A 14,920-nucleotide genomic window follows, 5' to 3' on the forward strand; every position below is an offset into this window, starting at 1 on the left:
GAACCGAAGAGCCGAGCGACCTTCTGAAATGCGTGCGGTATTTTTCGCGATTGTTCTGTTTTGAAAAAAAGAAGGGAGGCCTCAGGCCTTCCCCAGGTAGTGGTTCAAGGGCTCGATGGTGATCTCCTCGTGCTTCATCACCTCGATCGCCCGTGCCGCGGCCTCGGCCGCGGAGAGCGTGGTGATATAGGGCACAGAGTAGTCCACCGCGACCCGCATGATCGCGTAGTGGTCCTGCCGGGACTGCTTGTCCGCCGGGGTGTTGATGATCAGGCTGATCTCGCCTTTGCGCATCATGTCGATGACATTGGGCGACCCTTCCTGGACCTTCCTCATCATCTTCACGTCGATGCCGGACTGGATGAGATACTCGGCCGTGCCGCCGGTGCCGTAGAGGACGAGCCCGAGGTCGGAGAGTTTCTTTGCGATCGGGACGATCGCCACCTTCTGGTCGTCGGGCACCGAGATGAAGACATTGCCCCTGAGGGGCAGGTCGTTGTCCGCCGCCAGGCAGGCCTTGTAGTAGGCCCGGCCGAAGTCATAGTCGATGCCCATGACCTCGCCCGTGCTCTTCATTTCTGGGCCGAGGACGGTGTCGACGCCCGGGAGTTTGTTGAAGGGGAGGAGCACTTCCTTGACGGCAACATGGGAGATGGTCTTCTCCCGGTAGCCGAGGTCGCAGAGTTTCCTGCCCATCATCACCTTTGCGGCGATCTTCGCGAGTGGGGTGCCTGTCGCCTTCGAGACGAAGGGCACAGTCCTGCTTGCCCGCGGGTTCGCCTCCAGCACATAGACGGTGTCGTCCTTCACCGCAAGTTGAATATTGATCAGGCCGACGACCCCCATCTCCAGGGCGATCCGCCGGGTGTAGTCTTTCACCCGGTCGATCACCGACTGCGAGAGGGACTGGGTCGGGATGACGCAGGCCGAGTCGCCCGAGTGGACGCCGGCCTCCTCGATATGCTCCATCACCCCGCCGATGAGCACCTCGTCGCCGTCACAGACCGCGTCGACGTCGAGTTCGTAGGCGTCCTGGAGGAAGCGGTCGATGAGCACCGGGTGCTGCCTGGAGACCCTGACAGCCTCCTTCATGTAACTATCGAGTTCGACCTCGTCGTGGACGATCTCCATCGCCCTGCCGCCGAGGACGTAACTCGGGCGGACGAGCACCGGGTAGCCGATATCCTGTGCGATCTTCCGTGCCTCGGTCTCCGAATGTGCGGAAGCGTTCGGAGCCGAGGGGATGCCGAGACGGTCGAGGAGGACGCTGAACCGGTCGCGGTCCTCGGCCATGTCCATCGCGTCGGGCGAGGTGCCGAGGATCTTCGTCTTGAGGCCCCTCTTTTTGATCTCCTCTTCGAGGGGAATGGCCAGGTTCACCGAGTTCTGGCCGCCGAACTGGACCATCACGCCGTCGTAGTCGTCGTTGACCAGGACATTGACAACGTCTTCGAGCTGCATCGGCTCGAAGAAGAGCCTGTCCGAGGTGTCGAAGTCGGTGGAGACGGTCTCCGGGTTGTTGTTGACGATGTGGACCGCAACACCCTCCTCCCTGACTGCCTGGACCGCGTGGACGGTGCAGTAGTCGAACTCGATCCCCTGTCCGATCCTGATCGGGCCCGAACCGAGGATGAGCACCTTCTTGCGGTCGTCATGGACGTCCTCGTTCTCGTCCTCCCAGGTGGAGTAGAGGTACGGCGTCTTTGCCGGGAACTCGGCGGCGCAGGTGTCGACCATCTTGTAGGTGGGCCTGCCTGCCTCTTTCTCGACCTCATCCACGGGGAGGCCGGTGAGTTCGGCGATCTCCGTGTTCGAGAAGCCGAGCCTCTTTGCGGTCCTGATGTCCCCTTCCTCGAAGTTCTCCTTCAATTTCTTCTCGGTCCTGACGAGGTGCTCGACCTTCTCCAGGAAGAAGGGGGTGATCTTCGTCATCGCCGCGATCTCGTCGACGGTCATGCCTTGCCTGAAGGCATCGAAGAGGCAGCCAAAACGCTCGTCTGTCGGGCTGGTCAGGATCATCTTGATCTCGTTTGCGTTGGTGTGCTCCCGCATGTCCGAGTCCAGGGAGCGGAGGGCCTTCTTGAAGGCCTCCTCGATGGTCCTGCCGATGGCCATGACCTCGCCGGTGGACTTCATCGCCGTGGTGAGCGTCCTGTCGGCCGTCTTGAACTTGTCGAAGGGCCAGCGCGGCACTTTCACGACGACATAGTCGATCGAGGGCTCGAAGGATGCCGGGGTCATGCCGGTGACTGAGTTCAGGATCTCGTCGAGGCGCAGACCGATGGCGATCTTTGCGGCGACCCGTGCGATCGGGTAGCCCGTCGCCTTGGAGGCGAGGGCCGAGGAGCGGGATACCCGCGGGTTGACCTCGATGACCCGGTAGTCCCCCTCCTTGAAGGCGAACTGGATGTTGCACCCGCCCTGCACATTGAGGGCCCTGATGATCTTGATCGCCGCGGAGCGCATCATCTGGAACTCGTCATCGCGCAGGGTGAGGATCGGGGCCACGACCACGGACTCGCCGGTGTGGACGCCCATGGGGTCGACGTTTTCCATGCCGCAGATGATGATGCAGGTGTCGGCGGCGTCGCGCATCACCTCGAACTCGATCTCTTTCCAGCCCATCACCGACTCTTCGATGAGCACCTGGTGGATGCGGGAGCGGTTGAGGCCGACTTCCACGATGCGCCGCAGTTCTTCGGGGGTGTGGGCGATGCCGCCGCCCGCACCGCCAAGGGTGTAGGCAGGCCTGATGATCGCGGGGAGACCGACCTCGGCCAGGGCCGCGTCCAGGTCCTCGATGTGCTCCAGGATCATGCTCTTCGGGACGGGTTCCCCGATCTCGTTCATCAGTTCCTTGAACTTCTCCCTGTCCTCGCCCTGGTAGATCGCTTCGAGGGGGGTGCCCAGGATCTCGACGCCGTCGAGTGCGCCGATCTCGGCGAGTTCGGCGGTGAGGTTGAGGCCAGTCTGGCCGCCCATGCCCGAGAGGATCCCGTCGGGCTTCTCCTTCTTGATGATCTTTGCAATGATCTCTGCTTTGAGGGGCTCGATATAGACCCGCTCCGCCATTTCGGGGTCGGTCTGGATCGTCGCCGGGTTGGAGTTGACAAGGACCACCTCGACGCCCTCCTCGCGCAGGGCGCGGCAGGCCTGCGAGCCCGAGAAGTCGAACTCGGCGGCCTGTCCGATCTGGATGGGCCCTGACCCGATGATCAGGGCCTTTTTAATCTGCGGATTCTTCGGCATCAGACAATCCTCCTGTACATCAGGTCAAAGATGGGACGTTCGGTATCGTGCGGCCCGCCATGGGCCTCGGGGTGGAACTGGACGCAGAGCACGTCGAGGTCGTCGTTGCAGAAGCCTTCGAGGCTACCGTCGTTCACGTTCTCGTATGCGACCCTGCAGCCTTCAGGCAGGGTGTCGCCGTCCACGGCAAAGCCGTGGTTCTGTGTGGTGATGTAGATCGAGCCACCTGTATACCTGACCGGCTGGTTGGAGCCGCGGTGGCCGAACTTCATCTTGTAGGTCTCAGCACCGAGGGCAAGGGCCGTGACCTGGTTGCCCATGCAGATCCCGAAGACCGGCAGCTCGCCGAGGTAGTGTTTCACCGCGGCGATGGCGTCTTTAGCCTGTTTCGGGTCGCCGGGGCCGTTGGTGATGAAGATCGCCTCGGGGTCGCACCTGTCGATCTCGGCTGGCGTGGCATTGTACGGGTAGACATAGAGGTCGGCGCCGCGTTTCTGCAGGCTGACCGCGATGTTTTTCTTGATACCGAGGTCGATGACCGCGATCCGCTTCCCCGGACCCGGGATGTGGAAGGGTTCCTTGCAGGATACCTGAGGGAAGAGGTCCTGCGCCGCGATGTCGGGGGCCGTGCGGGCCATCTTCACCGCTTCCTCTCCGTCGTCGCTCCCGACAATGACGGCCGCGCGCATGGTGCCGTGCTCCCTCGTCTTGATGGTGAGCCGCCGGGTGTCGACACCGCTGATACCAAACAAGCCGTTTTGTTCAAAAAAGTCGATAATAGATGGTTTTACCGTTGGATGCGTGCAGACTTCCCGGGCGACGCACCCAAGAGAATGCACGGTCGGACTCTGGAAATTATGGTGATCAACACCATAATTCCCGATGAGCGGGAAGGTGAACATGAGGATCTGTCCCTGATAGCTCGGGTCGGTCAGTGCTTCCATATACCCGGTCATCTGGGTGGTAAAGACCAATTCCCCGGAACAGGACCCCTCTACACCAAATCCCTCTCCTACAACAAATTCGCCGTCTTCTAGACCCAGAACCGCCTTCATGAATTACCATATTCAATGCGCCGCGTACCTTATTAACGCTAGTGACCGTGACGGCATCTCCCTTCCGGGAAGGCATATATATGGCCATGTCCCTTTCTCCACCGGGAGTAGCAGATGCACGACGCATGGATCCTCCGTTCGGCCGAGATCGTCGTGGATGGGATGCCGGGTGTGCTTGTCCTGAAGGGAGAGGACCTCTCGGCGGCATATCCGGGGATGGTCAGGTACACCCTGGAGTTCAGGAAGGAGGACACCGTCCTCTATACCTACCGCACCAATACCTACGAATACCCGCCGGCCAACCCGCAGACCGCGGAGAGTGTGGCGCTCACGGCCTTCCACCGCCTCAGGCGGGAACTGCCCGAGCGCCCGGAGACCTTCGTCCTCCATCAGCCCGAACCTGCGGTCAGGCCGCTTCCGCCCCGCAGACCTGAGGCGGCGGTGATCATCCAGGGAAGCCCGCGGCTGTACGGGAACTCGGCCATCCTCGCCGGGTGGGCGGCCGACGCCTGCCGGGACGCGGGGTTGCGGTGCGAAACTCTCTCTCCTGCGGAGATGCGCATCGAAGCATGCACGGGCTGTTTCCGGTGTTATAATGCTGGCAGGTGCGTGATCCAGGACGATATGCCCGTGATAGACCGCGCCCTCGCAGAGGCAGGACTGGTCATCGTCTGCACGCCGGTGTACACCGAGACGGTCCCGGCCGCGCTGAAGGCGGTGATCGACCGGTGCCAGGCGTACCGCGCCGCGCGCGTGCTGGCTGGCGGGGAGGCCGGCCGGCAGGCGGGCATTCTGTGCGCCGTCTCCGGCCGGAAGGGTGCGGAGAACTTCGTCTGCGTCAGCAGGGTGGCAGGATCTTTTTTCCGGTTCATCGGTGCGGAGATGCTCGGGGAGGTGTGTGTCGATGGGGTCGACGCGGTGAGCGATATCAGGGCGACGGTCGGGAGAGAGGCGGGCGGGCGCGCCGAATTGCAGGCCCTGATAAACCGGGCGGCGGACTGATCCCGGCCGCCAGTCCATGGCACGGAACAAATGCTCATATTAACTAGGATCAAACACTGAAGGCATGGCAGACCATGCCCACATCGAGATCATCGGGTTTTCGTATGGGGAGTGCAGCCCCTTCCCCTGCAATGAGGAGCGCTCTTGCGGCCTCAAAAAATGCTACCTCTCGGGGAAACTTGTGGACGCAACCGAGGCCCTGAAAGAGGCTCTGTCAGAGGAGTATGGCGGGGCTGTGGACGTGACGCTCACTCTCCTCGACAAGGGCGTCCCCGACTATGTGCAGCAGATCGTCGAAGAGCACCAGCCCCCCATTCCGATCGTCCTGGTGAACGGGAAGCTCACTCCTGTCGGCCGCGTCTCTCTGCCGCAGATAAAAAAAGAGATTGATTCCGCCCTTGGTCAGGCGATCTGATCCAGCTTTCCGGTCTCAAGGTCGAAGTAGAGACCATGGACCGCAACCCTTCCCTCTTTCTCCGCGTCCCTCACGATGGGGTAGGTCCTGAGGTTTTCAAGCTGGAGTTTCACGTTCTCTACCTCAACCATCCGCCCCCATTTCTTCAGGCCCGCAGGGTCGGAGGGCTTCGGAGTATTCTTCTCGACTTCTTTGCGTGCCACGGCGGCGTTCGAGAGCCACAGGGGAATGTAGGCCTCGTTCGATTCTTTGTCAGAGATCAGCGCCTTCATTGCACCGCAGTCGGAGTGACCGCAGACGACAATGTCGGAGACCTTCAGGTGTTTGACGGCGTACTCCAGGATCGTGGCGAAGTTCCAGTCACCGACCCTGACGATATTGCCGATATTGCGGTGGACGAAGATCTCGCCGGCCATTGCGCCGGTGATCCTCTCCGGGGCGACTCTCGAGTCAGAACAGCCTATCCACAGGACGGTGGGGCTCTGTCCCGTGGCGAGGTCGCGGTAGTAGTCGCGGTGTTCGGTGAACTCGCCTTCAATGAATGTCTTGTTGCCTTCAAGGAACCTGTCAATCATACCTAACTCCCGGCAGGCGGGCTGCCGATGCTAAAAAATGTCCGTGAGAGTTATTGAACCCTCCGAAATCAGTTTTTGGGACGACCTGATCGGGAGGGGGACGGCGCATGGGGAAGGTAGGAGCGGGATGGCAATTCAGCATTCCGGGTCTCCGTTCTCTCTTCTCCGCTGAGAAGAGGCGAGTATATTGAAATCCACTGCCTCAGGATCTCTGCTCTGTCTTCCCGGGTCTTATCCTATGGATCGGGGGTCCGGGAGTGTAGTCACCCGGCGCAGGCACACTAGAAAAGGTTTCCAACAGAGCCCGAAAATCAAAGATTTTTCTGTGCGTGTATATCTTCGATGTGTTCTGGACTGACAGGTCTTCGCTGGACAGGCGACAGCGAGGAGTCTCCCTGTCCAGATTGAGGGGAAGTTTTCAGACCCTCATTCTCCCCACGCCCTCCTGCCTCAAAGCCCGGGCCGTCACCTCTGCACTGCCCCGATGTCGGCGCCGCCGACTGTTGCGGCGTACCGCGAAAGAATGCCTGACAGGGATTTTTTCACGGGCTTCCACTCCTCTCTGCGGGACTTCAGGGTCTCCTCGTCGACGAGGAGGTCGAGACGGCGGGCATAGAGGTCGATCGCGATCCGGTCCCCTTCCCTGACGAGGGCGATCGGCCCGCCTGCCGCGGCCTCCGGGGCGACATGCCCGATACACGGCCCCCGCGTCCCGCCGGAAAACCGCCCGTCGGTGACGAGGGCGACCTGCCTGTACCCGAAGCCGACAAGGGCGGCGGTCGGCGAGAGCATCTCCGGCATGCCCGGGCCGCCGCGGGGCCCTTCGTACCTGATGACGACGACGTCGCCCTCCCTGATCTCCTGGCCGAGGATCGCCTTCATGGCGGCGTCCTCGCCGTCGAAGACCCGGGCCGGGCCGGTGTGCCGCCACATCGCGTCGTCCACGGCGGCCGCCTTGACGACGGCGCCGGCCGGGGCGAGGCTGCCGTGCAGCACCTTCAGGCCGCCTGCCGCGTGGACCGGGTGTTCAGGGGTCCTGATCACGGAGGTGTCGAGGACCGAGGCCGAGGCCGCGACCGACCGAACTGTCCTGCCGGAGACAGTCGGTGCGTCGTCGAGGTGCTCCATGATTGCATGGAGGACGGCCGGTATCCCCCCCGCCCGGTGGAGGGCGACCATGGAGTGGGGCCCGCCCGGCTGCATGTGGCTGATGTGCGGCACGGCGTCGGAGATCCCATTGAAGTCGTCCAGGGTGAGGGGCACCCCGGCCTCGGCGGCGATCGCCATCAGGTGGAGGACGGTGTTCGTCGACCCACCGAGGGCCATATCCACCCTGACGGCGTTCCGCAGGCTTTCGAGGGTGATGATCTTCCTCGCCGTGACCCCCTCCTGCACAAGGCGCACGGCCGCCTCACCGCTTTCCCGTGCGACCCGCAGTTTTGCGGCGTCCACTGCCGGTATGGCGGCGCAACCGGGGAGGGACATGCCCATCGCCTCTGTCATGCATGCCATGGTGTTCGCCGTGTACAGGCCCTGGCAACTCCCGCACCCGGGCATGGCGGCGCACTCCAGGCCGTGGAGTTCGTCCTCGCCCATCGTGCCCGCGGCGACCTTCCCGACAGCCTCGAAGACATCGGTGAGAGTGAGGTCACGCCCGCCCAGGTTGCCCGGTAGCATCGGCCCGCCGGTGACCATGATGGCCGGGATGTCCAGGCGTGCCGCGGCCATCAGCATGCCGGGCACGATCTTGTCGCAGGTGCCGACGCAGACCAGGCCGTCGAAACGGTGGGCCTGGACCATCAACTCGATGGAGTCGGCGATGTTCTCCCGCGACGGGAGGGAGTAGCGCATCCCCTCATGGCCCATTGCGATCCCGTCGCAGACCCCGATGACCCCGAACTCGAAGGGGACACCGCCCGCCGCGGCGATACCCTCCCGCACCTTCTCGGCGACTGACCTGAGGTGGGTGTGTCCCGGGATGATTGTGTTCCAGGCATTGGCGATGCCGATGAAGGGGAGGTCCATCTCCCTGTCGGTGACCCCGAGCGCCCGCAGGAGAGCGCGGTTCGGTGCCCTCGGGTACCCTTTCTTGACGAGATCGCTCCTCATGGTTCTCACAGAGAGATTATCCGAGAGTATATCAACTCTCTGTTTTGCGGAGGCCGCACCTTCGGGTCGATGAAGAACGGATATCCCGGGGAGAGATTGCCCTTTCCCATCAATCCTTGCGCGGGGACGACCGAAGCGAGGTCAGGAAACCGAAGGTTTCGCTGTCGTCCCGCAGCACCCGCATGAGGGTGGGCGGAGATATGGCAATCTCCATCCTCAGACCTCCTGCTCACTCTTCCCGGGGCCAATCCTCATTTCGGGTGTCCGGGGGCAAAAGTCCCCCGGCGCGTGCGTACGGGAAGGCACGTCGATCAGCAAATTCCCTGGACAATTTTCATGGGGAGCATATCTCATAACTCTCGTTCATTCCCCCCATCTCTGCATGCAGGGATCAGGAGAAAATATCATGATCTGGTCGATATCTTCCTGAATTCCCTGAAGAATCGTGCGAAACCACCGCCTTCCCCCACCTCTCTGCCGGGGAACTGATGCCCCCTGACCCCCGAAACAGGATAGGGTCGGGGAAGAGAGAGATCCTGATGAAGGAGGTTGCCATCCACCCCCTATCGCAATGGGTGGGGGGATCGGGGGGTGAAACCCCCCGGACAAGACGCCAGAACAGGGTTTTTCAGAACCGAATGTGAGCCCTTTCATCGGCGTGCATGAAGGTTCGGATCCGTTTTGGGATGACCTCGGGGTATGCCCGGAGGCGTGCTCCTGACATATCCCGGATTCAACGGAGCCAAAAAAGAGGAAAGGCGTCGTCCCGTGCCCCTGAGATCAGGGCTTGTAGACCGGCGTGCCGTCGTACAGGCCGACGACCTCGCCGATGACGATGACCGCGGGCGGCCTGACGCCCTGTGCACGGGCGATAGCCGCGATCTCCGCAAGGGGCCCGACCGTCACCCTCTGGTCGGGACGCATGCCGCGCTCGATGACCGCAACAGGCGTCGCAGGGTCGCGGCCGTTTCCGACCAGGGCCTCGGCGATCTTCCCCAGGTTCTTGACGCCCATGAGCACGACGATCGTCCCTCGCGTCCGGCCCAGGAACTGCCAGTCCAGGGCAGACTCGCCCTTTGTCGGGTCCTCGTGGCCGGTGATGATCGTCACCTGGGAGGCGAACTTCCGGTGCGTCACAGGGATTCCGACAGATTCGGGGACGGCGATGGCCGAAGTGATGCCCGGAACTACCTCGACCGCGATGCCGTGGGCGCGGAGTGTCTCCATCTCCTCCCCTCCCCGCCCAAAGAGGAAGGAGTCGCCACCCTTCAGCCTGACGACGTTCTTCCCTTCCAGGGCCTTCTCGACCATCAGGGCCTCGATCTCGTCCTGTTCGAGGGTGTGGTCGCCGCCGTGTTTGCCGCAGTCGATCTTTTCCGCACTCTCGGGCAGGGTGGCCAGGATCTCGTCACCGGGGAGCTGGTCATAGAGGATGACCTCGGCCTCCGCGATCGCCTCCTGTGCCCGCACCGCCATGAGACCGAGGCCTCCCGGTCCCGATCCCACAAGGACTACCTTTCCTGTCATGGCATGATCCCCAGCTGTTTATAGGCCTCCTTGATGAGGTCGCCAGCGTCGACGCGGAGTTTTCTGCCGCATTCTCGCGCCTCGTCCGCGGTCGTGATCTCGTCCTCGACCCTGACATCCCTGCTACCGTCCAGGGCGAGCACCTCGGCGATGAGGTGGCCGTCCCGGCAGTAAATGCCCTGCGGCGTAAAGCAGCCGCCACCGACCTCTTCCATGATGATCCGCTCGATCCCGACGTCCATCCGCGTCTGGGGGTCGTCAAGCGGCTGGACCATTTCGATGATCTCCGGGCTGTTCCTGCAGACAACGGCGATCGTACCCTGGTTCGGGGAGGGGACGAACTGGGAGGTCGGCAGACGCTGCCCCTTCACCGTGTACCCCAGACGTTCAAGGCCTGCCTCCGCGAGGACGATGGCGTCGTACTCCTTCTCCCGCATCTTCTTGAGGCGCGTGTCCACGTTGCCGCGCAGTTGCCTGACATCGATATCCGGATCGTGCCGCAGTAACTGCGCCCGCCGCCGGGTCGAGGAGGTGCCGACGACTCTGACATCGTCGATTTTCCCTTCATAGGCAAGATAGTCGGCTGGCGAGTCCCTGGTGAGGACGGCGCCGGTGACGACACCTCTCGGCCGCTTTGCCGGGATGTCCTTCATGGAGTGGACGGCGGCATCGATGGTGCCGTCGATGATCGCCTCGTCGAGGGCCCGGACGAAGACGCCCTGCCCACCGATCTCATGGAGGGGGACGCCGGTGTTGGTGTCTCCCTTTGTCCTTATGACTGCCGTTTCAACGTCGATGCCCATCTGCGCCAGCGCCTTGCAGACCCGTTCGGTCTGCGCAAGGGCGAGCTGACTCCCGCGTGTTCCTATTCTCAGAGACATGTCCTGTATGTGTCCGCGATGCGTTCGATGATCTCTTCTGTGTGCGCTGCCGAGAGGAAGTTCGTCTCGAACTGAGACGGTGGGACGAAGATGCCCTTCGCCAGCATCTTTTCCCAGAACCTTCTGAAGGCTGTGGTGTCGCTCTCCTTCGCCTCCGCGTAGTTCCTCGGAGGCTCGGCCCTGAAGAAGTACTTGAACATGGAGCCGAGCCTGACAAAGGAGCCGCCGGCATTTGCATCCTCGCAGGCGTCGCTGATGGCCCGCGTCCCCTCGTCGAGGTGGCGGTAGGTCTCGGGGTGGTCGTGGAGCCAGCCGAGGGCGGCGGCACCTGCGGCCATGGTCAGGGGGTTCCCGCTGAAGGTGCCGGCCTGATAGACCGGGCCCTGCGGGGCGACCATCTCCATGAGGTCGCGCCTGCCGCCGAAGGCGCCGACCGGCAGGCCGCCACCGATGATCTTGCCGAGTGTGGTGAGGTCGGGGGTGATGCCGAAACGTTTCTGTGCCCCGCCGATGCCGATGCGATAGCCGGTGATCACCTCGTCGAAGATGAGGAGGACGTCGTGGTCTTCTGTGATCCGCCGCACTTCCTGCAGGTAGTTTTCCCCCGGGAGGATGGGGCCGACATTGCCCATAACCGGTTCGATGATGAGGGCGGCGATCTCCTCCGACGAGGAGAGGACAGCGTCGAGGGCCGCGGGGTCGTTGTACGGTACCTGCCTGGTGTGGCGCACCAGGTCGGCGACGACGCCGGCCGAGTCGGGGACGCCCATCGTCGTCGCCCCGGAACCCGCCTGCACGAGCACGGCGTCGTGGGCGCCATGGAATCCGCCCTCGATCTTGACGACGTCGGGCTTTCTCGTGGCGGCGCGGGCGAGCCTGATCGCCGCCATCGTCGCCTCGGACCCGGTGGAGACGAAGCGGACCATCTCGATGGAGGGATGGTCGGCGGCGATCCTCTCCGCAAGGGCGATCTCGTGCGGGCAGGGGGTGCCGTAGAGCCAGCCCTCGGCAAGCTGCACCTCGATTGCCTGCCGTACCGCTTCGTGGGCGTGGCCGAGGATGAGGGGGCCGTAGCCGAGACAGCAGTCGATGAGGTTCTTCCCCTCGACCGTCTGCAGGAAGGGCCCGTGCGCCCCGGCCGTGTAGAAGGGGTACGGCTTGATCGCCCGCACCGGGCTTGAGACCCCGCCGGGCATCAGGCCCTCTGCCCGTGTGAAGAGGTCACTGCTCTTCATGGAGCCACCTCGCTGCGTCTTCTGCATAGTAGGTGATGATCAGGTCGGCCCCGGCCCTCTTGATGCAGGTGAGGCTTTCGAGGGCGCACCGTCTCTCGTCGAGCCAGCCACGTTCTGCCGCTGCCTTGATCTGGGAGTATTCACCTGAGACCTGGTAGGCGGCGACCGGGAGGCCGATCTCCCGGATCTTCGCCAGCACGTCGAGGTAGAGGGCGGCGGGTTTCACCATCAGGATGTCGGCACCCTCGTCCGCGTCCATCTCGGATTCGAGGAGTGCCTCGCGGCCGTTCGCCGGGTCCATCTGGTAGGTGGTCCTGTCGCCAAAGGAATAGCCCGAATGCGCCGCCTCCCTGAAGGGGCCGTAGAAGGCGCTCGCAAACTTCGTGGAGTAGGACATGATCGGGACGTCCGCGTAGCCTGCGGCGTCGAGGGCCGCCCTGATCGCGCCGACCTGCCCGTCGAGCATGCAGGAGGGGGCGACCATGTCGGCGCCGGCGCGGGCGTGCGAGACTGCGATCTTCTGCATCAGGGCAAGGGATGGATCGTTCAGGAGGTCGATCTCCCCGGACGAGGTCTCGCCGATGATCCCGCAGTGGCCGTGGTCGGTGTACTCGCAGGCGCAGACGTCGGTGATCACCACCATCTCCGGGCAGGCGCGCTTGACCGCGGCGACTGCCCGCTGAAGTCCGCCGTTCTCGGCATAGGCCGAATGGGCGGCGGCGTCCTTCTCCGCGGGAACGCCGAAGAGGAGGACTGAGGATATCCCCGCGCTTTTCAGTCTCTCTGCCACGCTCTTTGCATCCCCGACCGGGTACCTGAACTGGCCGGGCATCGAGGTGATGGCCACGGGTTGTTCGATCGTCTCGTCGAAGAAGAGCGGCATCACAAGGTCGCTTGCATCAATCCTCGTCTCCCTGAAGAGGGGCTGGAGGTTTCTCTTTCTCAGTCGTCTCAGTCGTCTTTCCGGAAACATAATCCGTCACCTCTGGTGATTGCCTTCACCAGCCATTCTGCCTCCCTGGTCTGCCCCTGCTCCGCGCATGCCCGTATGGAGTAGGTGGCGTCGAGGAGGAGTTTTTTTGCGAGCACTCTGGTCAGGTCGTCGATGATTGCCGCGGTCTGGGCGTCGCCTCCCTGGAGGCGGGCGCAGGCCCGGTCGCGCTCCCTGACGCGGATCGCCTCGGCCCAGGTGTACAGGCCCCGCAGGGCGTCGTCGGCCGAGGCGGCGTTGAGCATCGTGAGGAAATGGTCGAGTTCGGATTCGATATAGTCATGGGCGCGTGTCGCTTCGGCCTTCCGCGAGGCCAGGGTGTGCTCGTTGACGTCGCGGAGGTTGTCAATGGTGTACAGGTTCACGCCGTCGACCTCGCCGGCGTCCTCCTCGACGTCCCGCGGCTGGGCAATGTCGATGACGACGAGGGGACGCGGGTGGCCGTCAAGGGGCCAGCACCGCCCTTTCATTGCATCGGCGAGGAAACGCCGGGTAATGACAGGATGGGGTGCGGAGGTGCAGGTGATGACGACGTCGGAGAGGGTGATGTAGCGCTTCAGTTCCCCGAAGTTGACTGCCTTCCCGCCGATCTTCTCGGCGAGGACGACCGCCCTCTCGTACGTCCTATTCGCCACGTAGATCGCGGTCAGGTCTTTGGCGGCGAGGGCCTGGGCGACGAGCATCCCCATCTCCCCGCTGCCGATGACGAGGATGTGCCGACCTTTGAGGCTCGTGAAGAGTTCTTCAGCGAGGGCGACGGCCGCGGAACCGATGGAGACGGCGCCCCTGTTGATCTTTGTCCTCTTCCGCACCTCGACGCCGACGTGCACGGCCTTCTTGATGCAGAGGTCGATGACATGGTCGCTGGTGCCGGCCGCCTGCGAGGCCGCCCAGGCGCGTTTCATCTGACCGAGGATCTGGTCCTCGCCGATGATCATTGAGTCGATACCGGTGGCGACCTGGAGGAGGTGGCGGAGGACGTCCCCCCCTTCGCGGACCTCGAATTTCTCTCTTCCGAGGTCGTGGAGGAAGTCGGCGAGGTCCCCCGCAGTCCCGTGGACGAGCACCTCGATCCGGTTGCAGGTCTGGAGGAGAAAGACGCCCTTGAACCGTTCCCTGGCTGCGGTGAGAAAGGCCTCTTCGTCCGCGAACCTGAAGGCTTCGAGGTCGGCGAGGCCGGCCGCGTGGTGGTTGAGGCCGGCCATGGCCAGGTCAGCATAGAGATATGTTTCCACTGATATATCGCTCCCTTATTTTGCGGTACGCCTCGTCTTCGCCGTCGGCAAGCCATGTCCAGGCGTCGGGGTCGCGGAGGACGGCCCTGAGGGTCCGGCTCCGTTCGTCCTGGGTGGGCACGGACTTTTTGAGGTCTTCCCGCAGTCTCCCCTCGACCCCGATCATCGCGTCGAGGTTGGGGAAGGCCTCCTCAAGGTGCTCCCTGAGGAACCGCGGGACGGCCGGGCTCGTCCCCCCGGTGCTGACGGCGATGAGGTAGCGCTCCCCCCGGAGGACCGAGGGGATAAGGACGTCGCCGGTTTCCCCGTGCGCGTTGTTGAAGTGAACGCCCGTCTCCCGCGCCAGGCGCCCGATCCTGTCGTTCAGGGCGGCGTCGGGCGTGGCTGCGACGACAAGAAAGGCCCCCTCCAGCAGGGCGAGGACCGCATGGTCGTCCAGTGCCTCGATATCGGCCTCGACGCACGCGGCGCCGGAACCGGCAAGGGAGGGCAGGAAACTCCGGCTGACAACGGTGACCCTCGCTTCGCGACAGAAATATGCCGCTTTTCGCGCTCCCACGGCACCGCCGCCGAAGATGACGACGTGCCTCCCGGTGAGGTCGAGGATCAGCGGGATCATCACTGTTCTGTGGGTGGCGGCCGCAAA

At 63.4% G+C, this 14,920-nt stretch carries 12 protein-coding genes; 2 read left to right on the forward strand and 10 right to left on the reverse strand.

Annotation, left to right across the window (positions count from 1 at the left end):
- Nucleotides 1-81 precede the first annotated feature (81 nt).
- Complete coding sequence (carB, locus tag MEFOE_RS07850; RefSeq protein WP_067050671.1) at nucleotides 82-3,249, reverse strand: carbamoyl-phosphate synthase large subunit; 3,168 nt, start codon at nucleotides 3,247-3,249, stop codon at nucleotides 82-84.
- Entirely contained in the window at nucleotides 3,249-4,304 is a 1,056-nt protein-coding gene (gene carA, locus MEFOE_RS07855) for a glutamine-hydrolyzing carbamoyl-phosphate synthase small subunit (protein ID WP_067050675.1), read from the reverse strand. The genes carB and carA overlap by 1 nt, the downstream gene beginning before the upstream one ends.
- Nucleotides 4,305-4,418: 114 nt before the next feature.
- Here carA and MEFOE_RS07860 point away from each other — a divergent pair, with 114 nt between their 5' ends.
- Both MEFOE_RS07860 and MEFOE_RS07865 read left to right on the forward strand, forming a co-directional pair.
- Entirely contained in the window at nucleotides 4,419-5,306 is an 888-nt protein-coding gene (locus MEFOE_RS07860) for a flavodoxin family protein (protein ID WP_067050678.1), read from the forward strand.
- Nucleotides 5,307-5,370: 64 nt separating this feature from the next.
- Nucleotides 5,371-5,721, forward strand: coding sequence for a hypothetical protein (locus MEFOE_RS07865; protein WP_067050681.1), 351 nt, complete (start codon nucleotides 5,371-5,373; stop codon nucleotides 5,719-5,721).
- Here MEFOE_RS07865 and MEFOE_RS07870 read toward each other — a convergent pair.
- From MEFOE_RS07870 to MEFOE_RS07905, 8 genes are all read right to left on the reverse strand, one after another.
- Nucleotides 5,709-6,296 (reverse strand): carbonic anhydrase, encoded by a 588-nt coding sequence (locus MEFOE_RS07870; protein WP_067050683.1) that lies wholly within the window; start codon nucleotides 6,294-6,296, stop codon nucleotides 5,709-5,711. The two genes, MEFOE_RS07865 and MEFOE_RS07870, sit on opposite strands and share 13 nt — an antisense overlap.
- A gap of 465 nt (nucleotides 6,297-6,761) precedes the next feature.
- Nucleotides 6,762-8,405 carry a dihydroxy-acid dehydratase gene (ilvD, locus tag MEFOE_RS07875; RefSeq protein WP_067050686.1) on the reverse strand — a complete coding sequence of 548 codons (1,644 nt, stop codon included), beginning with the start codon at nucleotides 8,403-8,405 and terminating at the stop codon, nucleotides 6,762-6,764.
- Nucleotides 8,406-9,185: 780 nt separating this feature from the next.
- Entirely contained in the window at nucleotides 9,186-9,932 is a 747-nt protein-coding gene (gene cobA, locus MEFOE_RS07880) for a uroporphyrinogen-III C-methyltransferase (RefSeq protein WP_067050688.1), read from the reverse strand.
- Entirely contained in the window at nucleotides 9,929-10,813 is an 885-nt protein-coding gene (gene hemC, locus MEFOE_RS07885) for a hydroxymethylbilane synthase (protein WP_067050691.1), read from the reverse strand. The genes cobA and hemC overlap by 4 nt, the downstream gene beginning before the upstream one ends.
- Nucleotides 10,804-12,048, reverse strand: a complete 1,245-nt coding sequence (hemL, locus tag MEFOE_RS07890; protein ID WP_067050696.1) for a glutamate-1-semialdehyde 2,1-aminomutase — start codon at nucleotides 12,046-12,048, stop codon at nucleotides 10,804-10,806. Before hemL ends, hemC begins: the two co-directional genes overlap by 10 nt.
- Complete coding sequence (hemB, locus tag MEFOE_RS07895) at nucleotides 12,035-13,021, reverse strand: porphobilinogen synthase (protein ID WP_067050699.1); 987 nt, start codon at nucleotides 13,019-13,021, stop codon at nucleotides 12,035-12,037. Before hemB ends, hemL begins: the two co-directional genes overlap by 14 nt.
- Nucleotides 13,000-14,244, reverse strand: coding sequence for a glutamyl-tRNA reductase (hemA, locus tag MEFOE_RS07900; RefSeq protein ID WP_067050702.1), 1,245 nt, complete (start codon nucleotides 14,242-14,244; stop codon nucleotides 13,000-13,002). Before hemA ends, hemB begins: the two co-directional genes overlap by 22 nt.
- 7 nt (nucleotides 14,245-14,251) lie before the next feature.
- Nucleotides 14,252-14,893, reverse strand: coding sequence for a precorrin-2 dehydrogenase/sirohydrochlorin ferrochelatase family protein (locus tag MEFOE_RS07905; protein ID WP_067050706.1), 642 nt, complete (start codon nucleotides 14,891-14,893; stop codon nucleotides 14,252-14,254).
- Between the last annotated feature and the right edge of the window lie 27 nt (nucleotides 14,894-14,920).

Origin of the sequence: Methanofollis ethanolicus (assembly GCF_001571385.1) — an archaeon.
Taxonomy (GTDB): Archaea; Halobacteriota; Methanomicrobia; order Methanomicrobiales; family Methanofollaceae; genus Methanofollis; species Methanofollis ethanolicus.